This is a genomic window from Bradyrhizobium barranii subsp. barranii (assembly GCF_017565645.3).
Taxonomy (GTDB): domain Bacteria; phylum Pseudomonadota; class Alphaproteobacteria; order Rhizobiales; family Xanthobacteraceae; genus Bradyrhizobium; species Bradyrhizobium barranii.
Genome location: NZ_CP086136.1, coordinates 9,065,209 through 9,086,763, shown reverse-complemented (window position 1 = coordinate 9,086,763; position 21,555 = coordinate 9,065,209). Strand labels below are relative to the sequence as shown.

Annotated in this window: 14 protein-coding genes and 10 pseudogenes; 12 read left to right on the top strand and 12 right to left on the bottom strand. The window is 60.6% G+C overall.

The window, feature by feature from the left end; genetic code table 11:
- Positions 1-744 precede the first annotated feature (744 nt).
- The 3 genes from J4G43_RS44215 (at position 745) to J4G43_RS44205 (ending at position 4,999) form a co-directional block, all read left to right on the top strand.
- The gene (locus tag J4G43_RS44215; protein ID WP_208088623.1) at positions 745-1,011 is read left to right on the top strand and encodes a hypothetical protein; all 267 of its coding nucleotides are present in this window, start codon (positions 745-747) and stop codon (positions 1,009-1,011) included.
- Positions 1,012-1,927: 916 nt separating this feature from the next.
- Positions 1,928-4,051: a prolyl oligopeptidase family serine peptidase gene (locus J4G43_RS44210; protein ID WP_208088622.1), complete on the top strand. Its 2,124-nt coding sequence runs from the start codon at positions 1,928-1,930 to the stop codon at positions 4,049-4,051.
- A 741-nt stretch (positions 4,052-4,792) separates the two neighbouring features.
- On the top strand, positions 4,793-4,999 hold the full coding sequence (locus tag J4G43_RS44205) for a cold-shock protein (RefSeq protein ID WP_018645234.1): 207 nt from the start codon (positions 4,793-4,795) through the stop codon (positions 4,997-4,999).
- A gap of 391 nt (positions 5,000-5,390) precedes the next feature.
- Here J4G43_RS44205 and J4G43_RS55520 read toward each other — a convergent pair.
- The 7 genes and pseudogenes from J4G43_RS55520 to J4G43_RS44175 form a co-directional block, all read right to left on the bottom strand.
- A pseudogene (locus J4G43_RS55520) lies at positions 5,391-5,519 on the bottom strand (IS5/IS1182 family transposase); the annotation flags it as partial.
- 147 nt (positions 5,520-5,666) lie between these two features.
- Positions 5,667-5,858 (bottom strand): annotated as a pseudogene (locus J4G43_RS44200) (integrase core domain-containing protein); the annotation flags it as partial.
- A 49-nt stretch (positions 5,859-5,907) separates the two neighbouring features.
- Complete coding sequence (locus tag J4G43_RS44195) at positions 5,908-6,558, bottom strand: UPF0149 family protein (protein WP_225005465.1); 651 nt, start codon at positions 6,556-6,558, stop codon at positions 5,908-5,910.
- The gene (gene tnpC / locus J4G43_RS44190; RefSeq protein ID WP_035681142.1) at positions 6,555-8,105 is read right to left on the bottom strand and encodes an IS66 family transposase; all 1,551 of its coding nucleotides are present in this window, start codon (positions 8,103-8,105) and stop codon (positions 6,555-6,557) included. Before tnpC ends, J4G43_RS44195 begins: the two co-directional genes overlap by 4 nt.
- Positions 8,106-8,155: 50 nt before the next feature.
- A complete protein-coding gene (tnpB, locus tag J4G43_RS44185; protein ID WP_018273742.1) occupies positions 8,156-8,512 on the bottom strand; it encodes an IS66 family insertion sequence element accessory protein TnpB in 357 nt (118 codons plus the stop codon).
- On the bottom strand, positions 8,509-8,931 hold the full coding sequence (gene tnpA, locus J4G43_RS56250; RefSeq protein WP_018273743.1) for an IS66-like element accessory protein TnpA: 423 nt from the start codon (positions 8,929-8,931) through the stop codon (positions 8,509-8,511). The genes tnpB and tnpA overlap by 4 nt, the downstream gene beginning before the upstream one ends.
- A gap of 87 nt (positions 8,932-9,018) precedes the next feature.
- Positions 9,019-9,965, bottom strand: a pseudogene (locus J4G43_RS44175) (IS3-like element ISRj2 family transposase); the annotation flags it as partial.
- Between the two features lie 447 nt (positions 9,966-10,412).
- On the opposite strand from J4G43_RS44175, the gene J4G43_RS44170 reads away from it, so the two are divergent.
- From J4G43_RS44170 to J4G43_RS44150, 5 genes and pseudogenes are all read left to right on the top strand, one after another.
- Positions 10,413-11,173, top strand: a protein-coding gene (locus J4G43_RS44170; RefSeq protein ID WP_110115998.1) for an IS5 family transposase whose coding sequence is annotated in 2 segments (ribosomal slippage) — positions 10,413-10,752 and positions 10,752-11,173 — 762 coding nt in all. Because the reading frame shifts where the segments join, the coding sequence is not laid out codon by codon here.
- Between the two features lie 9 nt (positions 11,174-11,182).
- Positions 11,183-11,505 (top strand): annotated as a pseudogene (locus tag J4G43_RS44165) (SbmA/BacA-like family transporter); the annotation flags it as partial.
- A 310-nt stretch (positions 11,506-11,815) separates the two neighbouring features.
- Positions 11,816-12,387 (top strand): annotated as a pseudogene (locus J4G43_RS44160) (IS66 family transposase); the annotation flags it as partial.
- A gap of 417 nt (positions 12,388-12,804) precedes the next feature.
- Positions 12,805-14,550: a T3SS effector NEL-type E3 ubiquitin ligase NopM gene (gene nopM, locus J4G43_RS44155; protein WP_026312873.1), complete on the top strand. Its 1,746-nt coding sequence runs from the start codon at positions 12,805-12,807 to the stop codon at positions 14,548-14,550.
- Positions 14,551-14,606: 56 nt separating this feature from the next.
- Entirely contained in the window at positions 14,607-14,777 is a 171-nt protein-coding gene (locus tag J4G43_RS44150; protein WP_018648285.1) for a hypothetical protein, read from the top strand.
- A 19-nt stretch (positions 14,778-14,796) separates the two neighbouring features.
- Here J4G43_RS44150 and J4G43_RS55515 read toward each other — a convergent pair whose 3' ends face one another.
- The 4 genes and pseudogenes from J4G43_RS55515 to J4G43_RS44135 form a co-directional block, all read right to left on the bottom strand.
- Entirely contained in the window at positions 14,797-14,931 is a 135-nt protein-coding gene (locus tag J4G43_RS55515) for a hypothetical protein (protein ID WP_256461376.1), read from the bottom strand.
- Between the two features lie 16 nt (positions 14,932-14,947).
- A pseudogene (locus J4G43_RS44145) lies at positions 14,948-15,195 on the bottom strand (IS6 family transposase); the annotation flags it as partial.
- Between the two features lie 286 nt (positions 15,196-15,481).
- A complete protein-coding gene (locus tag J4G43_RS44140) occupies positions 15,482-16,069 on the bottom strand; it encodes a GNAT family N-acetyltransferase (RefSeq protein WP_208088621.1) in 588 nt (195 codons plus the stop codon).
- 253 nt (positions 16,070-16,322) lie between these two features.
- Positions 16,323-17,147: pseudogene (locus tag J4G43_RS44135) on the bottom strand (IS6 family transposase).
- A 247-nt stretch (positions 17,148-17,394) separates the two neighbouring features.
- On the opposite strand from J4G43_RS44135, the gene J4G43_RS44130 reads away from it, so the two are divergent.
- From J4G43_RS44130 to J4G43_RS44115, 4 genes and pseudogenes are all read left to right on the top strand, one after another.
- Positions 17,395-17,655, top strand: a complete 261-nt coding sequence (locus J4G43_RS44130; protein WP_011084713.1) for a hypothetical protein — start codon at positions 17,395-17,397, stop codon at positions 17,653-17,655.
- Positions 17,656-19,099: 1,444 nt separating this feature from the next.
- Positions 19,100-20,799, top strand: a pseudogene (locus tag J4G43_RS44125) (LPS-assembly protein LptD); the annotation flags it as partial.
- 17 nt (positions 20,800-20,816) lie between these two features.
- Entirely contained in the window at positions 20,817-21,008 is a 192-nt protein-coding gene (locus J4G43_RS44120) for a hypothetical protein (protein WP_014497849.1), read from the top strand.
- Positions 20,948-21,115, top strand: a pseudogene (locus J4G43_RS44115) (IS110 family transposase); the annotation flags it as partial. The gene J4G43_RS44120 and the pseudogene J4G43_RS44115, both read left to right, overlap by 61 nt.
- 34 nt (positions 21,116-21,149) lie before the next feature.
- On the opposite strand, the pseudogene J4G43_RS44110 reads toward J4G43_RS44115, so the two are convergent.
- Positions 21,150-21,479, bottom strand: a pseudogene (locus tag J4G43_RS44110) (IS256 family transposase); the annotation flags it as partial.
- Positions 21,480-21,555: the final 76 nt, after the last annotated feature.

Below are 21,555 nucleotides of genomic sequence, written 5' to 3'. Positions count from 1 at the left end.
CGTCTTTCACCTGTTTTTTGGGCTCTACGGTATTCAGAGTGTCGTGACGACAATGCTTCAGTCGCAGGGGAGAGCCGGCCTTAGCGCGGTGGTGTCGTTCGCTAGAGAGGGGTATCTCTTCATACCGGCGGTACTTCTATTCCCTCTCATCTCAGGCTTCAGTGGAGTTTTGGCCAGCCAAGCCATCGCTGAGCTGGGCGCTGGAATGATCGCGCTGTCCGTCATCTTGCGCCAGTTCGCCGAGCTCAGGCGAGGTGGACCGACACATTCAGCCAGGAATCGAGAGGGCTCCTTGACTTGATTAGGCATCATCCGGACAATTGATGCATTCCTCGCGGGCAGCTAGCCGTCATCCGTTCCGAGCTGATTGCCGAAGTCGTTGCCCTCGGAGGCGAGAACGAAGTTGGCTAGATCAATGGGATGATTAGGCATAGAGTTCACGTCGAGTGCGCCGGATCCTCGAAAGATTGTTCAGTCTAAGGGGTCGATGGGCACTGCGCCTATCACTGTCCAGGCACGGCCTCGCCTAGCTGCGCAATCAGAGGGCCGAGCGCCCGTTCCCAAGAGGCTTCAACGAGGATGAGGCGCTGCTGGTGGATCCAAACCATCCCAAAGAAATAGCAGACGCTATTTCGAAAGCGGCAAACATGCCGCTTGAGGAGCGCGTCAAACGCTGGCGGTCGATGATGGATAAGATTGAATGAGTGCCTTATTCTCGGTCGCGGCTGGACCAACGTGGCTTCGATGCCGCTGTACCGGAACCGTGCCGAGGCGTTGGCCACCTATAACGAGATCGAGCCCGCGGATGTCGCCCCAAAGGAGGTTGCCTATGCAGACGAGAAGAAGGCCTATGACGCGCTAGAGGCCCGACTGGTGCACACACAGGGCAGACTCTGGGATCTGCCGATACCCACAGCTTCGCTCAGAGGCCGTCCCGAACAAGAGCCCGGTGCCGGGGAGGACGCGGTCTTTGCAGGTTGCGCAAGCCTGGATGATGACCGGGAAAGTTGAACGAGCTGCATCAAGGTGTCATAGTGATCCATAATGGAACGGGAGGTGTGCAGCCAACACGTTGTTCCGTACCTGTAAACGACGCTTCTGCAAGTGGCGTCGGCATCAGCGAGCTTTTGGTCGTTCGCAGGAAAGTGGCGGCTGCCTGTTGCAATAGAGGGCCGCAACAGCATCGTTAGAACAGAGCAGCATGGCTCGCATTCTCTTCGCGCCTGCCAAGCTGCTCCGCCAGCAGCGGGCATTCTCGATCGACATCTCGCCCTTCGTCCTTCGCGTGGTACACCTTCGATGAAGGGCGACGGGCTCGTGCGCCTGTTGCCGCCGGTAGATTCAGGATCATTGAGCCTGACCCTTGCGACCATAAGAACTGCTGATGCCAGCTTCGTTTCGGCATCTTATCGAAAGATAGAACCTGACCCGGCGCTTGAACCCGTTTGGCTCGAGGCTCGACCTCAAGACGCGTTGCTTTTTAGAGCCGTAGTCGTTGCTTCTGCCCTCATCGTCTTGAGTGCAATCCTCTAAGCAACGCGCTGTTCTTTGCCATGATGAGCCCCGTCGACAAGTCTTCCAAATGAACTCGCTCGGAGGAATCTACCTCATTGGAGGTGCGCGTTGCCATTGGAGCTGGGGCGTGTTCCGTTCTTGGCCGCTGAAACCGAAAAACCGGTGCCGTCTGACGAGCTGTCCGGCCGACACGCTGTCGGGTCTGCTTGGCAAGCGGTGTCGGGAAGCGGACATGGTGCTGCTGCCGGAGCGGCTGAAACTTGCGGCCCTTTAGCCGGCACGCAACTTGCAATGAACGGCCCGCGACATAGCGCAAGCCGCGCTATGTCATGCGCTTGCGTGCTTTCCGCCGCTTCTGCTTGACCCGCAGGGCCCGCGAGCCTGACCGCTCGACCTCAGCCGGAGCAAATCCATGAATACATTACTCTTCTCCGCCACGCTGCTTTCGATTGCCTGCATCACCTCCACGGCACTTTCACAGGAGCGAACGGATGCGGCGGTGACTGATGACCCATTCCTTTGGCTCGAGGAGATCGAAGGGCCAAGCGCAGTGGCTTGGGCTCGCGCCGAGAACGAGAAGACGCTCGGGGTGCTCCAGTCAGATCCTCGCTATGGGCACTTCTACGGACAGGCGCTCTCCATCCTGCAGGCCAAGGATCGGATCGCATATGTTTCATTGAAACGGCGCGGCTTGGAGAATTTCTGGCAAGATGAGAACCAGGTGCGCGGCGTCTGGCGACGCGCCACGCTCGAGAGCTATCGTAGCAAAGACCCACAGTGGGAAACCATTCTCGACGTGGACGCCTTGGCGGTCGCCGAGAACAGGAATTGGATCTTTCAAGGTAGCAGCTGCCTTCCGCCCGAAGAGCGCCTCTGCCTGATTAGTCTTTCCGATGGCGGCAAGGATGCCGCGTCCATACGAGAGTTCGACTGCGACGCCAAGACCTTCGTTGCGGATGGCTTTTATCTCCCAGAGGGCAAGCAGCACGTCAGCTGGGTCGATCGTGACACACTCCTTGTTGCACGTGACCGGGGCGAGGGGACTTTGACGCAAGCCGGCTACCCCTTTGTGGTGAAGGAGCTCAAACGCGCTCAGCCGCTCAGTGAGGCTCGCGAGATCTTTCGTGGCGAGCCCACCGACGTTTCGATGTCCCCCTTCGTGCTTCGTGACAGCGAGGGCAACATTCATGAGACCGGCGCGATCCGCGCAATCAGCTCTTTCGAGTCCGAGTATGTGGTCTTCCGCCCCGGTGGGCCCGTCAAGCTCAATCTGCCGAAGAAGGCCGCGATGATCGGTCTAGTGGGTGGTCACCTGCTTGTAAGGCTTGATGAAGATTGGAGGCCGCCAGGCGATATCAGCTTCGCCGCCGGATCGCTGATTTCGTATGATCTGGCCGAATGGAAACAGGATCCGATGCGTGCCAAAGCCTCGCTCGTCTTCCAACCTGGGCCCCGCCAGGCCCTGAGCGGGTTAGGCGCCACAAAGAATTTGTTGATCCTGACGATCCTTGAGAACGTTCAGAGCAGAGCGTTCGCTTATAAGTACGATCACGGAGCTTGGTCCGCGACGCCGATCCCGCTGCCAGAACATGCAAATGTCAGCCTGTTAGCCACCTCCGATGAAACGGACCGAGCCATGTTCGCGGTCTCGAGCTATCTCAGACCAACCTCAGTCTGGTATTTTGATGCCGAAAGCAAAAGCCTTGAGGAGTTGAAGACGACACCGGCTGCCTTCGATGCGTCCAATCATATCGTGGAGCAGCTCGAAGCCACTTCGCGTGATGGCACGTCAATTCCCTATTTTCTGGTGCGGCCGAAGAACGCAAGGTTTGACGGGACGATCCCGACACTTCTTTATGGCTATGGCGGTTTCCAGGCTTCGCTTCTGCCCTCTTATCTGGGACCGGTGGGACGGCTCTGGCTCGAACAGGGCAATGCCTATGTCGTGGCGAACCTGCGTGGGGGCGGCGAGTTTGGCCCACAATGGCATCAAGCGGCCCAGACGGCAACGAAGCAGACGACATGGGATGATTTCATTGCCGTTGCCGAGGACCTGATCCGCCGGAAGATCACAAGTCCGAGCCGGCTCGGAATCATTGGCGGCAGCCAGGGCGGCCTGCTCGTTGGCGCCGCAATCACCCAACGTCCCGAACTCTTCAACGCGGCCATCATCAAGGTGCCGCTGTTTGACATGCTTCGATACACCAGACTGGGCGCAGGCGCCTCCTGGATCGGCGAGTACGGTGACCCTGCCATTGCCGAGCAGCGTGCGTGGATCGAAGGCTACTCGCCCTACCAGAAGCTGATGGCGGGCAAGACTTATCCCGCTCCCCTAATTCTTACCTCCACCAAAGACGACCGCGTGCATCCAGCGCACGGCCGCAAAGCTGCCGCGAAGCTCGCCGCGCTGGGCCAGCCTTACTTCTATTACGAGAACATCGACGGGGGGCACAGCGCCGCCGCCAACCTCAGGGAATATGCGCGTCAACTGGCCCTTGAATACACCTATGCATCGAGGCGGCTTTGTTCTGAGTAAAATTCGGTCAGCGGGCTGAGACCATTGGTTATCTCAACGTCTTCACGGTGCTCAGCTGAATTCATCGAACCCAAGGCGAGAGAGCTGATGAGCCGCCGGCAGACGCGATGAAGGTCGTCAGATGCGAAAATTACCGGTTTGAACAGCCTCCACCGCTGGCGAGCGGGTTTCCTGGCGTCCAACCACAACATGACGAGCGGGCGGTAAGTTGCCAGATGCGCTTCCTTGAGGATTGTCTCGCAGACCCCTGTTCGTCCGACATGGCCGGCGTGCGGCTAATATCTAAACGCGAACAGCTAAAGCGCAGCTCTGGGACTGTCTTCGTGCTTGAGAAAGCATGTCACGTAGCTCAATGCAGGCATGGCGCGGATTGATTATCCTGATCCAGGCTGCGCGAAGGAGTTCACGGCCGCCCTGTTGTTCAACGACGATCAATCCCATTCGCTTTAGCTCGGCTCCGGATGAGCGCGGCGTGTTCGAGGCTCTGCAACTCTTCTGTAGGCCGCTAGCGCGCGACGAGTGAAGCGAAGGTCAAAACGTCATCCGGATCCTGAAGCCTTGAATCGAAGTGTGGTCGACGTCACGGCGCTTTCTGTCGTTTGCACAATGCGGCCGCAGATAGACCATGCGATAAAAAAAACGAGCACGTGACCAGCGCAGCGACGCTGGCGTCTTGCCGACCATCTTGATGGCCGGCAGACTCTTCGCTAGATCACAACGGTTCACTATGGAGATGCCGCCGTGGCAATGGGTATTGTGAAGTGGTTCAACTCGACCAAAGGTTATGGGTTCATCAGGCCTGAGGACGGAGGTCCCGATGTCTTCGTGCACATCGGTGCCGTCGAAAGGGCCGGTTACACCACTCTCGAAGAGGGGGCTCGGGTAAGTTATCAGCTCAAGGCCGGGCGTTCGGGCAAGATGTCAGCTGAGGATCTTCGGGTTGGCTGATCCGACTCGCCTCCGGAAACTGCTCTCTGCAAAGCGTGTTCTCGCACCTGTCCGGCGATGCCTTGTCGGGGCGCGCCGTGCGTTTGGCTTTTCGACGGTCTCTTCCAGCCATGAGGCTGTCTCGCAAACCGCATGACAGCGTTGATCTCCCGAGGCCGTCCACCGATCACTGCCGTCAGAGTTACAAGAGTTGCGAGCGGATCGCAGTGTGGGCGTGGCAAGATATTCCTGCGCCCCGAACCGTACGCTCGTGACCAACGCGCCGGGAAGTGCACGCCGCCGGGCTGGTGCTCCCCTGTCCAGGCGTAATGCATGCAGCTCATGAAGGTGCTCGCACAACCGGGTTCGTCCGTTATGGACCATACTGGCCGGCTGCGCTGAGGCAACAGCACGCCCGCAGCAGCTTCTCCGGCGGGATCGACGGCCGCCCAATCGGCGAATAGAGCGCGGCAAACTCGCGCTCCAGCGTCGACAGCGCCTCGTTCACGATCGTCCGGATCGCTCGCAGCGGATGGTCACGCAGAGCTGGCCCCGGTTGTTTGGACAGCGCCCCGCTGGATTTAAGTGGATTCCTGCCGGGTTATGCTGAACGCGGGGCTTTACGGTTTTGTCGTTGCGTCGGGAGGGCGTAGCCCGACCAGAGCGACGACAAAACCGTCGGCGACGGTCATGCGGCCATCACCATAGCTTGCGTGCCGAAGTAAGCCTCGTCGGGCGTGCGCCCGTCAAGGCTCGAGTGAGGGCGTCCCTGATTGTAGAAGGCCAGATACTTGGCAATTGACGCTCGCGCCTCGGACACGCTGTCGTAGGCGCGGAGATAAACTTCTTCGTATTTGACCGTGCGCCAGAGCCGCTCGACAGTAAACGGTACGAGAGGCCCACGGAGCCACGGACTTGGTGCGGACGGCCTACGCACCGCGCTTGAAGCGTATAGGCATCCAGAACTGCCGGAGGGCCTCGACGGTTGCTGGAATGTTGCGCCAGGCGTTTTGGATGATGGGCTGCGTTCCCAGCGTGCGCCGGGCCGGGGGTAGCAAGGGTCGACCGGCGTCGTCGATGCAATGGACCAAGATCGGCCGCAGCATAAGGTGTTCGGTTCCATTCGGGGGGAGAAGCCGCGACCAGACGAGAAGCCGAAGCTTCATGACGGCGTAGAAGCCCATGCACCAGGGCTGCGGGTCGACTTCGCCGTCCGGTGATCGCACGAACAGCGGCTCGAAGCTCTCCGGTCTCGTCGACAGCGTCTCGCTGATAGCGTTGTGGCGCATCAGCGTGGCGGCGATTGCCGAGAACTCCTCGGTGTCGTGATTGAAGGCGTCGGGATCTACGCCGAGGAGCGGGCACACCCATTCCTCGGACGCCATCGAGACCGGCCCGGCGACGACCGCGGCCACCGCGCCATCGAGCATGGAGAGCGACGTCGCCCGCGGATGCCGAAGCGTCGGCGACCTGGCGCGCTTGCTGATCCATCGCCCGAGCCGTTCGAACGACATGGCATAGTCCGCCATCGTCGTCTTGCGTGCTTTTCGCGTTCCCCGCCCTTGCTTCGGCTTCGTCATGCCACGGCCCGCTTTTCGGCTTCGCGTGCGGCCTTCCAGTTCCAGGCCAGAAGTTCGTGAAGCTGGTTGGTCTTCGTGGCGCCGCTCACCATGCGATCGAGAACGTCGACGAGATACGCCTCGGGGTCGAGGCCATTCAATTTCGCTGTGTTAAGAAGCGAAGCGAGTATCGCCCAGGTCTCGCCCCCGCCTTCGTCACCACTGAACAACGAGTTCTTTTTTCCGATCGCAATTGGCCTGATCGATCGTTCGACCGTGTTGGTGTCCGGCTCGAGCCGCCCGTCATCCAGGAACGTCGTCAGGCCCTGCCAGCGTTCGAGCATGTAGTCGATCGCCTTGATGAGCGTCGAGCGGCGGGAGATCCCGTCCTTCACCGCGATCAGACGGGCCCTCAACGCCTCCATCAGCGGCTTCGTCTCGGCCTGTCGCGTCGCGCGGCGTTCCCCAGCATCGAGACCGCGGATCCTCTCCTCGATCGCGTAGACGGCCGCAATGCGCTCGATGACCTCCGCGGCGAAGGGTGAGTTCGTCGTCTTGTGCACCCTCACGAAGTTGCGGCGCGCGTGAACGAGACAATACGCCAGCTGGATCTGGCCCGACATCATCGCATCGCCCGCCAGCGAGGCGTAGGCGGCATAGCCGTCGACTTGCAGCACGCCTTCGAAGCCGGCTAACTGCGCCACGATCTCCTTTTTGCCGCGACCACCTGCGAACACGTAGGCGACCGCCGGCGGCGCCGGCCCCTTCCACGCCCGATCGTCCGTCGCGTGCGCCCAGAACTGGCAGATCCTCGTGCGGCCGCGTCCCGGATCGAGCACTGGCATCGGCGTCTCGTCGCAGAACAGCCGCTCGAAGCCGTGCATAGTCTTCAGTTGCAGATCGTAGAGGCCCCTGACCAGCCACGCCGCGCTCCCCATCCAGCGCGCCAGCGTCTGACGGTCGACGACGACACCCTGACCCGCCAGGATCTGCGTCTGGCGATAGAGCGTCGATTGCCAGGCATATTTGGCCGCGGCGATATGCGCGATCAGCGCCGTCGTTGCCATGCCGCCCTCGACGAGCCGCGCCGGTGCCGGGGCCTGGACAATCGGGCCCTCACAGGAGCGGCAGGCGTATTTTGGACGGATCGTGCGGAGCACACGCAGCCACGCGGGAACCCGATCGAGCGCTTCGCTGCTCTCCTCGCCGATCCGATGCATCTGACCCGTGCAGCACGGGCACAGCGTGGACGCCGGCTCGATCACCCGCTCGACCCGAGGCAGATGCGCCGGCAGCGCGCCGATGTTGCGCTTCGCTTTGCGCCGCTCCGGCCGCGGCGCGTCCGGTTTGTCGTCATTGGCCGGGAGCTGTGAGCCGGCGGTCCGTTCCAGATCAAACGCGATCTGTTCGGCGCAGACGATCGCCGCGCGCTCCGATCGTGCGCCGAAGATCAGGCTCTTCAACGTGGCGATCTCTGCGCGCAGATCATCGTTCTCGCCTTCGAAAGCCAGCACCATCTCGGCAAGAGCCGCAGGGTCAGAGGGGAGATCTTCGGGGCGAAGCGCCATATCGCAGAGCTACACGAACGCACTCGCAATCGCCAGCAAAACAAGACGCTTCAGGCAACCTTCGTCGGCCGCTTCGTCACCTTCGGGACCACACGCGACCACTCCGCAAGACCTTCAATCAGCATCGCCAGTTGCGCCCCCGTCACCGGCATCGTACCCTCGCGAACAGGTGGCCAGGCAAAGCCCCCATTCTCCAGCCACTTCGTCGCTAGAACCATTCCCGAGCCGTCAAAAACCAGTAGCTTCAAACGATCCGATCGCTTCGATCGGAAGACATAAACGTCACCGCTGTAGGGCTTGCCGCCTAATCCCTCCGCTACCAGCGCGACAAGGCCATGAACGCCTTTACGAAAGTCAATCGGCTGCGTCGCGACGAACACACGGACCATTGGACCGAAAGAGATCATCGCGTCGATCTCACCGCCGCCAGCACGCGCTCCAGCGTCGCGGCGTCGACGCCGACGGGCACGCGCACCGTCGCGCCCGCGATCATCACCTCGATCCGCTCGGCCGGATCCGTCAGAACATGCGCCTTATCGATCGCGTTCGGCTGCGCCTCGACGGCGGCCTCGAGCCTGACTTGCACGAACTGCGGCGCTTCGCTCGACGCGAGCCGCGCCTGGCGCCGCCACACACTGAGCAGTCCCCGGTTCACCCCGTTGCGTCGAGCCACCTCGGAAATGCTCGTCTCCGGATCGGCACTCTCGGCCACGATCCGCGCCTTCTCCGCATCGCTCCAACTGCGCCGTCGCCTCTCCCCTGTGATCACCTCGATCCGCTGATAGGAGGCGGCATCATGCCCGTCTTGATGTCTGTCTTGATGCATGGAACGAGCGTCCCTCGCGTTGTCAAATCCACGCGCGAGTCTCGCTCATCCCGTCCACCTAAACGAGGTGGGGTCGTCGTACCGCTATCGCTCGACAAACACGTTGTCGCGCCAGGCGCCCTTGCCGTCCATGCTGATGGCGATCTTCGCGTCCAGCAGCACATCGGTGAACTCGAGGCTGGTGAACTGGCTGCCCTGATCCGTGTTGAAAATCTCGGGCCTGCCGTGCTTCGCCAACGCCTCCTGGACCGCTTCGACGCAGAAGGCCGCCTCCATTGTGATCGAGACGCGATGGGCCAGGACCCGTCGGCTGAACACATCGACGACCGCCGCGAGATAGACGAAGCCACGCCGCATCGGAATGTAGGTGATGTCCATTGCCCACGCATGGTCGGGCCGCTCGATCTTCAATCCGCGCAACAGGTACGGGTAGATCTTGTGACCCGGAGCCGGCTTGCTCGTGTTCGGGCGACGATAGACCGCCTCGATCCCCATGCGCTTCATCAGCGTCGCGATGTGGCGGCGACCGGCGTATACGCCCTCCCGCCGCAGCAACGATCGCAGCATACGCGCTCCCGCGAAGGGATAATCGAGATGCAGCTCATCGAGCCGACGCATCAAGGCAAGGTCCTCGGCCGAAACTGGCCGAGGTTCATAGTAGACCGTGCTGCGAGCCAGCTTCAGGACCTTCGCCTGGCGCACGATAGAAAGATCATGATCGCGGTCGATCATCGCTTTGCGCTCAGCAGGCCCGCCTTGGTGAGCGCGCCGGACAAAAAATCGTTTTCCAACGCCAGCTCGCCGATCTTGGCATGTAACGCCTTCAAATCGACCGGCGTCTCGGCCGATGTCTTGTCATGCCCAAACACGCCGGCGGCGCCTTCCAGGAGCTGGTTTTTCCAGATCGTGATCTGGTTCGGATGAACATCAAACAGCTGCGCCAGCTCCGCCAGTGTCTTGTCGCCTTTGACCGCAGCCAAAGCAACCTTCGCCTTGAATGCCGGAGAATGCGTCCGGCGGCTCTTCTTCGTCATCTTCGCTCCTGATTCGCAGCAAGAATCCTCGCCGCTGTCAGGCAGAAAATCCACTCAAGCTACTGTCCGAATTTGCGGGGCCAGCTCTGGTCTCCTGTAATCCAAGAGGCCACAGATGCTCGGACCTCTCGTTTTTCCCCCGACCCAAGCTGTTCTTTCTCTCGGCGATCGTTTGGACCGCACTGACGATGCTGGTCTGGTATGGCTTCGCGAGCAATCTGTTCGAAGCGCCGCAAAAGGCAGGTCGGGTTGGCGACGTTCTCGTCGGCGCCGGCTCTCTGGTTCGACCTCTATTTCGCCGCGTGCGCCGCGATATTTGCGGCTGGCTGGATGTTGGTTGCGCCGCACCCCTGGGCGACGTGGTCGATTCTTGGCTCCGCGCTAGGGTCTGTACCTAAATAGCGCCACGTGATTCTCTTGCCTACGTGTTGATTCGGGGGCGAGAGAATGCGCGCTGGTTTGTTTTGGCTGAACGACAGGCAATGGGCGCGTATCGAACCGCATCTGCCGAGGGGACTGACGGGGCCGGATCGGGACGACGACCGACGCATCGTCAGCGGCATCATTCACATGCTGCAATCGGGTGCACGATGGCGTGATTGTCCACGTGAATACGGCCCTTACACGACGATCTACAATCGCTTCAATCGCTGGGCCAAGCGAGGACGATGGTGCGCAATCTTCGAAGCGCTGGCCAAGCCTGGCGAAGACGGCGTCGTACTGTCGCTCGACTCGACCTCGATTAAAGCTCACCGGTGTGCCTCCGGCGGAAAAGGGGGGAGCACAATCAAGCAATCGGCCGCTCGCGCGGAGGCCGCACGACAAAAATCCATGCGCTGAGCGATCCGCTCTGCCGGCCGGTCGTCCTGCATCTGACTCCAGGCCAGGATGCCGATATCGCTGCGGCTCCCGATGTCCTGGCGCTCGCGCCACCCATGAGCGTGCTCCTCGCCGACAAAGGGTATGATGGCGACAAGCTTCGCGGCGAAATCATTCGTCGTGGCGCCAAGCCCGTAATCCCCAATAAATCTAACCGTGTCGTCATCCATCGCTTCAACAAACGCGCCTACAAAGGACGAAATGTCATCGAACGCTGCTTTTGCAGGCTCAAGGACTTCCGGCGCATCGCCACGCGATATGACAAGCTCGCCCGTAATTTTTTGGCCGCTGTTCATCTCGCCGCTCTCGTCGCATATTGGCTCAATTGAGTCTGGACCCTAATACTGTTCACCTCCTACTTTCAGGTCCAGGTCAGCGTCGCCATCAACAGCTGGTATGGGCCATTCTATGACCTTGTCCAGGCCGCGCTTTCGAAATCGGCGCAAGTGATGGTCCAGCAGTTCTACAGCGAGTTGTCGACTTTTGCCGGCATTGCTCTTGTTGCGGTCGTGTCGGTGTGATGACGCGTTTCTTCGTCAGTCACTACATCTTCCGCTGGCGGACGGCGATGAACGATATCTATGTTGCAAGCTGGCCGCGGCTGCGCGCCATCGAAGGCGCCTCGCAGCGCGTTCAGCAGGACCCCATGCGCTTTGCGAGCGGTCGGATATTCCTTCCAGGCTGCGTTCCGCCACCGCTTCCGCGGCGCGACCAGAGCCTTCGGATGATCCAGCCATCCAGCTGATGGAAGGTATCCCTCCATTGAGGCCGCCTTGTTTGACGGACGCGAGCGCTGCAGGTCCTAGGGGTAATCCTAGCATTACAGTTGCCTTTTTAGGAGATGTCTGAATCTATGGACACCATGATTCGGAGGTCGTGGACGCCAGCAGCGTCGATCGAGGAGACGCTTGCGTTGTGGGCGGCGTCGCTTCCAGAGATCAAGAAATGGATACGTCCGTTGTTCACGCAAGAGAGATGGCGTCACCTTGGCTGGCTGCTGGTCACACAGCCGGCGCAAGTTCTATGAGCTGCATGTTGCAGGAAGCTTGAAAGTGGCAACGGCGACGGTCGAGCGGATGGCGAAGCTCTGGCAGGTCGAGAAGACCATACGCGGTCAAAGCCCCGACGTAGGCGTTGCCGCGCGCCAGCAAGCCTCCACAGCGGTCGTCGCAGATCTCTTCGATCTCTGGCAGCAGACATTGCGGCGGATTACCGGAAAATCAAAACTGGCTGAGGCAATCCGCTATGCCGTCTCGCGCCGTGCCATCTTCGAACGCTTCCAGACTGATGGTTCGCATCGAGCTCGACTCCAACATCGTTGAACGCGCCATCTGACCACAAACAATTACGAGAAAGAATAGCCTCTTTGCCGGTAGCGACGGCGGCGGACGAACCTGGGCGAACCATCGCAACACTGCTGCAGACAGCAAAGATGAATAACGTCGATCCGTGCGCCTGGCTCAGCCTAACGCCTCAGCGTATCGCCAACGGCTGGCCGAGCGGCGAAATCGACGCGCTTATGCCATGGAACCACGCCGCCTGACGGCCGCAGCTTGCCGCTTACCCTTCGACCGAGTACGTGGCAACGAAGAGTGGCAGGCGCTCCGAACGCGTAAGCGCTGGCGGTGCCCATGCCAAGGCAATGGGGGCCAAGCTGGTCTTTGCGAAGCTTGACCGGTTCAACCTCAAACCGGGCTTGCTTCGGTCACCGCTGGCAACCGGCGACCCGGGGTTTTGCAGCGACATTCGTCAGCTTATCGACAGGTAGGCCTGCTAAGGGCAGAACGCTGCCACGTTGACGGCCCTCCGGGACTTATCTGGTCAACGAAATGGCAGGAAGCCTCGCAGCAGTATCGATCCATTTGCGCGTTTGGGCTCGTGTGAACAATGATCATGACACCCGGCCTGCTTCGCGACCTTGAGGAGCGGGGGTATTCTTGTTTTGGCGATGGAGATATTGATGAACACAGGACAGGCTCAGTGGAGTGCAGGTTCTTCCTCGGCCGCTTCTGAAGAGGGGGAGCAGGAAAGTTACCTCAGCGGCTTCAGCCGAGCCGTGGCGGATTTGCTCGAAGCCATGACAGGATATCGGACCCCGGCCTCCGCGCGCGCGCAGTTGCTGGACAACTGGGCGGCCGAAGAGGGGCAGGGCGAAGCCGAGAATCGGCGACAGGGACGCGCACGAATTAGGGGGGCGGACAACACTGGCTCGCACTCGCTGGATTTGTCCTCCCTCTCCCTGACCGCTTTGCCCGCCGCCCTGCCGCCAAGATTGCTGGAACTGCGCGCCAGGCACAACGAGCTAAGCAGCCTGCCCGCTAGCTTCCCACCCGGTCTTCAGCATCTTCTCATTAGCCATAACCGGTTGATCAGTTTGCCGGACGCTCTTCCGGCGACCCTCTCTCGGCTGGAGGTGGCCGATAACAGCTTGACCAGTCTGCCGGCCAACCTTCCGGCTGGGCTCGAGATCCTGAACGCAAGCGACAACCGACTAACTAGCCTGCCGGACGCTCTCCCGAGCAGGCTCACCTCGCTCGCGGTTAGTGGCAATCAGCTGACCGACCTCCCCGACTACCTCCCATCGGGGCTCATTGAACTCGATGTCAGCAGCAATCAATTGGCCGACCTCCCCGCCCCCCTTCCGAGCACCCTCCAATCGCTCAATCTCAGCGGTAACCGGCTGACCAGCCTGCCTGAGGATCTTCTTGAGGGGCGTGTACCGAATCTTAGTCTCAGCTACCCGCATTTGGAGAACCTCGAGTTCGGGGATAACCCGCTGCCGGACGACGTCCTCGCTAATCTGGCGACGGCTGAAGCGCCACCGCAGCTTGCGCAGCAATCTCTATATGAGGCTGCCGCGCAATGGCTCGCAGACGACCCGGCGACGCTGGCCAAATGGCAGCACTTTGCGGATGAGCCAGGCGCCCAGGACTACGCGCAGTTCCTGGAGAGGCTACGAGAGACCGTGAACTACGGCAATGACGAGTTTCGGCAGGCAGTGGCTGATGATCTGCAGCAGGCGGCCGCCAATCCGACATTGCGCGAGCAGTTCTTTGCGCAGGCGTCCGAGGCCAACGCGAGCTGCGAGGATCGTGTCACCTTGCACTGGAATGGTATGCAGACCGCGCGCCTCAACGCTGACGTCGAGGACGGGGTATATGACGATCGGCTTGGCGATCTGATCCAGCGCGGCCGTGTCGCCTTCCGCTTGGAGGCGTTGGACGAGATCGCGCGCGACAGGATCAACTCGCTCGCCAGCGGCAACCCGAACGTAGACGACATCGAAGTCTACCTGGCCTATCAACATCGGCTGCGCGAGCCGCTGGAGCTCAGTCACGTCGCCCCTGACATGCGCTTCCTGGCGGTCTCTCACGTAAGCGAGGATGATGCGACGGAGGCGCTCGACCTGGTCCGGGAGCGGGAAGCAAGCCAGTTCACCGACTTCATGGCAAGCCGCTGGCAACCCTGGGAGACGGTGCTGAGGCGCATCGCTCCAGACGAACATGCAGCGATGCAAGACCGGCTCGTCGAAGCCATGGGCGAAGAGTTCCAAAGCCGTCTGGATCAGCGACTGGCCGAACATGGTCTGGTGGGCGACGTCGATGCCGAGCGGGTGCTCGGAGCCCAAGTCCGAAACCAAATCGCAGGCGAGATCAAAGGCGAGGTCATGCACCGGCTGCTCGCAGAGCGCGGCCTAGAACAATAAGACTTCCCAACAGTCCCGCGGGGATATTCTTCGTTGCTCTGTGGCGCTGCCTCAAGATGGATCCTGCAATCGACATCATCTTTGAGCTGACGATTGCCGATTGGCGCTCGAGCGAGGAGGCTGAGGCGCGGCCCGTTGAGGCAGCACGCATCTACCGCCGTGAAGATCGCACGGTGTGCGGCAGCATGAAATGGTCGGCGCGCAGCCTCATTGCCGATTCCTTGTAAGACGGGATGCCCGGGCCTTCTACCGGGCTGCGGAATGCTCCGCCGGAATTCTGTCGTGACCGCGCGCCGCCTTTGCTTCGTACTCGTCCTCGGGCGAGCGAAATCGACGCGTCAACAACCGGCTTTGATCATCGCGATTGTCGCGGTCGGTCAAGTGCATGCTCTCAGTCGTTTGAACGAGCGGGAGCGCGCGAGCGGATCCATCGGAGAACGCATTGCCGAAGTTTTCGTCCTACTGGCGCACGATTTCATAGGTCACGCCAATGCCACGCGCCGCAAGCACTTCAGCACGTCCTCGACCATGCGCAAGCTTGAGAGGAAGCCGGAAATACAACCAAGCGGCATAGCTGATTACTTCCGGTGGGAAGCGATGGCGGCGATAAAGAGGGGTCCGGGCGGTCGGCGTGCTGGTCGTCACCACCCCCTCGGCGGCTCCAATTCGTTAACTTAACGCCATCCAGAGTCTTCCGAAGCCGTCGACCAGATGTGTCTCGATCAGTCTGCTGTCTTCCTCATTTAGACGGCCCGGCTTGTCGAACAGCGTCAGCGGAATGGTAGCTTCCCGACATCATGGAGCATCGCCGCGAGCCCGAGTCGCCCCAATACTTGCTGGCGAAATAATCAGCGCCGCCGCAGACAACACGTAAGCAGTGCTGAAAGGTGGCCCTCGTGAGCCAATGCGAACACAGGCTTTGAATTTCGCTTTATTTGGCTGCTCGCAACATTGGCGTGAGCGGCGGCGAAGAACCATGTTGTATTTTGCCAATGACCTCGAAGCCGTGGCTTTGATAAAAGGGGATGTGATCGGGATTCGAGCTTTCCAGATGGGCGGTAATGCCCTGCTCATCGCATCGTTGAAGAGCGTATTTCATCAACAATGTGCCAAGTCCTTGTCCGACCCAGTTCGGATCGGCCGCGATGAGAGGCAGGTACCAATGCGGCTCGGACGGATGATGTTCGGCCATTTCCTGCCGCAGGAGCGCCATATCTTCGGTGATCGCCGGGTTCAGGGACAGCGCCATTATTTCGTCTAACGCGGACTCGTCTTGCTGCACGCCAGGCGGCAGCCACAGGGCTGCGGCGCGGATCCCTTCCGTGACGTATGCTGTGCCATGCTCGAATGCTGGTCCACCAGAGGCGTTAACGAACCGAGGCATGCTCCGAAGATATTGCCTTGCGTCAGGCCAACTCCACCGCATCAATGGATCGGCGGCAAAGCCGAGCACAATTGTCCAGACGGTGCTTGTTCGAATGTTTGCATTCGCACATTTGATATCCGACTCCGCCGGCATAATGTGGGTTCCAAATTTTCTGTCTACCTGTCAGAGTTACGTGGCACGACATAAAGAAGACGTGGCCGATCAACAGATTCCTGATATCGACCGGCTGCACCTGGGTTCTGCCCGCTGATGGTCATGTTCCGTAACGACTCAGAATAGATCCATAGCCCGGCACCGGCTCGCCGTGCTCAGCTTCCGGAGCGCTTTTGTTTTCATCACTGCAATCCCTGTGCCATACCGAATGTCGAGCGACGGCATCGTCAACTTAACCGACCGCTGAGCTGAAGGAGGCGCTTCTCAAAGGTTCGAGATTCGGCGATAGCGCTTGTCATGGAGATCTCGCGCCAAGTCGCAAAGGCTCGCTCGTGCCAAGCACGACGGAAGTCGGCAGTCAGGGCTCCGGGATAGGGGATGTGGAAAAGGTTCGAGACCTGATCGTGAACTGACAGAAATCGGTGGGCCTGGAGGAGTTGAAACGCATCATGATCCGCTCGCGTCGTCGCGTCGGCTGATGAGAATTCTCGGCCCGATTGTTGAGAACTTTGTGCTGGCGATGTTCGCCCCAAAGGCCCGTCTTTGCCCTCGCAGCGCCGTACGAACGAAGCTTGTCCGTGATCATCACGCGCGGCGGCGTGCCGGCGGATTTCAAGAGCTTCTTCCTGAGCCGCTGCGCAGCGCGCGAGTCTCTTCCGCGCTGGATCAAGACGTCGAGAACGAAGCCATTCTGGTCGACAGCGCGCCAGAGCTAATGTTGTTCGCCCGCGATCGAGATAACGATCTCGTCCAGATGCCATTTGTCACCGCGAGCGGGAGCGCGCTCGCGGACCGATCGGAGAACGCCTTGCCGAATTTCGGTCCCCACTGGCGCACGGCTTCATAGGTCAACGGTGCCACGCGCCTCCAGCATTTCCTCGACTATGCGCAAGCTTAAGGGAAACGGGAACTACAACCAAACGGCATATTGACGCCGCCCCGGTGGGCTGCGCCGACAGACTTTCAGCGGTTGCGCAAAAGTACGGTGCACTGCGTGAGCGGGCTGGTGAGCTCGAAATGACGCTGCAACGGAGCCGGACGGCGCGGTCGCGGCCATCTCGTTTGAGCATTCACGGTCGCAAATCGACGCAGAGCGCGGCCCAACCCAAACAACGTCGACTGGTAGAGAAGCGTTCGCCTGAGCTGAACTTCTTGACGGTGGGGCGACCGCGAGTCACCGGACCCGGATTAACGAAGGTCGTCGAACGGCCCACGAGACCCTCGCCAAGGCGTGGGAGGCGAAATCCGCTGCTGCTGGCGCGTTCCAGTCGGCGAGCGCTCGCTGCGAGGAAGCTGCCGCGGGAATGGAGGCCGCGAAGAATCGCCGCGCATCAGCCGAAGGGGCCTTCAATATGGCCTGTCAGGATATCGCCCGGTCGCAGGGTCAGGTGTTCCCGCTGATTGCCACCGACCCGGCTGTGTCCAGAGCGCTACGAACACGAACTCAAGAGCTCGACCGAACCGTAAATGATACGGACGCCGCCGTCCTGATGCGTCGGGACGACCTGGAGAGATCGCTGGAAGGGCTGACGCGGAGGCATCGACTGACGCCGTTGCAACCCTGACAACGGAAATCGATGCTCAACGAGCTGCCGATTGGCGTGATGCATGTCCCGGGCGCGGGAATTCAGGACAATCTGGGCGACAAGGCGAAGAAGCTCGGCATCCCGGTCTGAAAATTCGGCGGCGCGTGAGCGCCGCAAATTTCTACTACCCGACTTGAGCGACGAAATCGCGCAACTTTCGCTCCGCTTCCTCCGTCGCCTTCTCTACGGCAGGAAAGATCGTGGCCCACACCTCAGCCAACTCCGGAAACTCCATTCGCGCCTCGGCCGGGTTTCAGCGGTAGGGAAATTTGTCGTACCACGTCACTCTTTCGACGCTTGAGGGTCAGAAGCGCTACGCTTCCGCTTTTCAGTTCAACAGCAGCAGCTGTGAGCGCCAGAACCTCTGAGACACGGCCGCCACTTTGCAATAGCACCGTATAGGAAAGTCGGCGTGCAGGATCGAGCCCTTGTGCCGCGCGACGGAAGCGACGGCGCTCCGGTAGTGTCAGGTATTGTCGAATACCCGATGTCGAAAAATAGAGCGAGCTCTCCGCACAAGGGAGCCGGGGGGGCTCGCGGTCGAGCGGACGATTGATTTCACAGATGGTAGATGGACTGCCGCTGTCCTTAAATGAGGAGGGGAAATGTCGCGTCCCGTATTCGTCGTAGGATTGATTGCAGTCTGCTCCTTCTTTCTTTGCCACCATAGAACGCAGCACAGGGACAGCTGTGCGATCCGTGCCTACGCTCAGGTGAGAAATGCTGCGGTCTGCAGCCGTCTGGTTCGGCGCGCGTTCAATGTAGCGTCGGTTATGGATACGAGCGCACCGGCGACGAACGTCGCTGTCGCCAGAACCAGCGGAAGTGTTCTCGCCACTGACAGAGCGACAATACACTCCTGACGTGGTGCCTTGGAAAAAGATGCCCCATGAAAATGGGAGCGCAGTCCCCTGCGCTCCGGTCGTTCTTACCATATACGGAAACGGTCACGCTGCCCGTTGCATCACAGCTGTAGCTCTGATCATCGCTAAAGTTCTGATGACAATATATGGACTATGGACCGGGATGCCACCCCTTCTTGCGCAGCGTGTTGTCAGAACTTTAACAGAGTCGATTGTCAGCTCTGAAACAATGTCTGACTTCCGACGCTACAAACATTCGTAGAAGACGCAGAGCAGCTGCGATTTTCATCGACACGTCCCTTGCTTGGCTCGCGGACGAATATCTCGGATCGCTTTTACAGGGGGGGTGCTGAAGGTTGCCTTCTCGCGTGTCGCCACGAGCGCCGTGGTCGTCAGCTTACTCTGAGGCAACATGAAACTAGGCTTCAAGATAAGGTCGCGTTGGCTTGGCGTCTCCGCCCTCAGCGGTCGGACTTATCAGACGTGATGCCGACGGCCATTTGTTCTTAGGACATCGAGATTGTCGATCTGCTCAGCAAGGGGTTTATACCCGGACGTCGTTCACCTCGAACACGGGCTACGGCTACGGCTTGAGGTCCCGTTCTACTGGGCGATCGCGCCCGATATGGACGTGACCTTCAACCCGCGCATCACCTCCAGGCAGGGCGTGCTGTTACAGGCGGAGTTCCGCCAGCGCCTGATGGGCGGCGCCTACCAGATCCGTGCTTACGGCATCGACCAGCTCGATCGCGGCGCCTTCGCCGGGCAGCCCGGCGACCGCCAGTGGCGCGGCGCCGTCGAGACCAAGGGTCAGTTCGCGCTGAACGACAAATGGGTCTGGGGTTGGGACGGCGTCGTGATGTCCGACTACTATTTCTTCTCGGACTACCGCCTGTCGCAGTACCGTGACCCGCTCGGTTCGTTCCTGAACCTGCCGACCGACGCGGTCTCGCAGCTCTATCTGACCGGCGCCGGCAATCGCAGCTTCTTCGACGCACGCACGATGTACTGGCGGAGCTTCTCGGGCAACCAGGACAAGGTCCCGATCGTCTACCCCGTGATCGACTACTCGAACGTGCTCAACTATCCGGTGTTCGGCGGCGAGTTCAGCTACAAGACCAACTCCGTCAACCTGTCGCGTGACAGCGCCGTGTTCGATCCGATCACCACGCTCGCCAACACCAACAGCCTGTGCACGACGGCGTCGGCCGATCCGCTCGCGCGCACGCCATCGCAGTGCCTGCTGCGCGGCTTCCCCGGCACCTATACCCGCCTGTCGGCGGAAGCGCAGTGGCGCAAATCCTTCACCGACCCGCTCGGCCAGATCTGGACGCCGTTCGCCGGCCTGCGCGCCGATGCAATCAACTCCTCGGTCTCGAACCAGCCGGGCGTGTCGAACTACCTACCGGTCGGCGACACCCAGGCATTCCGCCTGATGCCGACGGTCGGCCTCGAATACCGCTACCCCTTCATCAACGTTCAGCCCTGGGGCTCGACCACCGTCGAGCCGATCGCGCAGATCATCATCCGCCCGAACGAGACTTATGCCGGCAAGTTTCCCAACGAGGATGCGCAGAGTTTTGTATTCGAAACGTCGAACCTGTTCAGCGTCGACAAGTTCTCCGGTTACGACCGCGTCGAGGGCGGCGGCCGCGCCAATGTCGGCGTGCAGGCGACCACGCAGTTCGACAAGGGCGGCGCGGCCAAGGTGCTGTTCGGCCAGTCCTACCAGCTGTTCGGCATGAACTCCTACGCGGTCCGGGACTCCATCAACACGGGCCTCGATTCCGGTCTCGACAAGCCCCGCTCCGACTACGTGGCGAGTATCGACTACTCGCCCAACCGCACCTACACCTTCAGCGTCCGCTCCCGCATGGACGAGCAGACCTGGAACGTCCAGCGTTTCGAGGCCGAAGGCCGCGCCAACTTCGATCGCTGGTCGATCAGCGTGATGTACGGCAACTACGCGGCACAGCCGGAGCTCGGCTATCTGACCCGCCGCGAAGGCATCCTCACCACCGGCTCGCTGAAGGTCGCGACCAACTGGGTGGTCACGGGCTCGGCGCGCTGGGACCTCGAGGCCAACGAGATCAACCAGTATGTGGTCGGTGCCGGCTATGTCGACGATTGCTTGGTGCTGGGATTGAACTATCTGAAATCCTACAATTATACGGTAGGCGGCGTGCCCCCCGTCTTGAATGAGACCTACATGCTAAGTATAGGTCTACGAACATTCGGGACGATCGCAATCGGCTTCTGAGGCACGGATAGCGGCGCATGCGGGTCACGTCGGGGGACGTCACCACCACGACCGAGGCGCGCAATAGCGGGCAGGCGGTCACGGCTGTGCTGGGAAAGCTCGAGTTCGACGAACGCGCAGAACTGTTCCACTTCAGCCATGTCGGTTTTGGGCGCGCGAGATCGCGGCTTTGGGTCATGACGTCAAACTGCTGCTACCTCAATATGTGAAGCCATTCGTCAAGCGCGGGAAGACTGATGCTGCCGACGCAGAGGCGATCAGCGAAGCTGTCGCGCGCAATACCATGCGCTTCGTCCCGGTTCGTCGAACACTGCAATCACGTCCGCTATCATGAGAGCATCGACAACCTCACTCCTGTCGATGTCTACTTCGGCAGGGCTGAGGCGATCCTTGCAAGCCCGCAGCAATTGGCTCTTCCATTCGGTCGTCCCCCATCGCGGGTGTCAAGCCGCGCACGCGGGACCGCGATTTTAATCGACCCGAAGCTACCGGTCAGCGACCGCGGCTGGCTGCCGTGTCGATGCCCGTAACGGGGCGTTCCCTCATGGCCGGCCTTCATGCCGCGTCCGTAGCGCGGCCGCGCAAGGGCCGCATCGAGCTCGCTGCGGAGCAATTCCTCTAATGAGTTCCCGCGTTGGTTTCCGCACCGCCGTTTCAACCGGATCGAACCAATTTCGAAAAGCTGCGGAGCCGTCTCTCTTTCACACGGCGGGGAAATGCATCTTTGTGACATTGCTGGTCATGGCATGGTCTCCG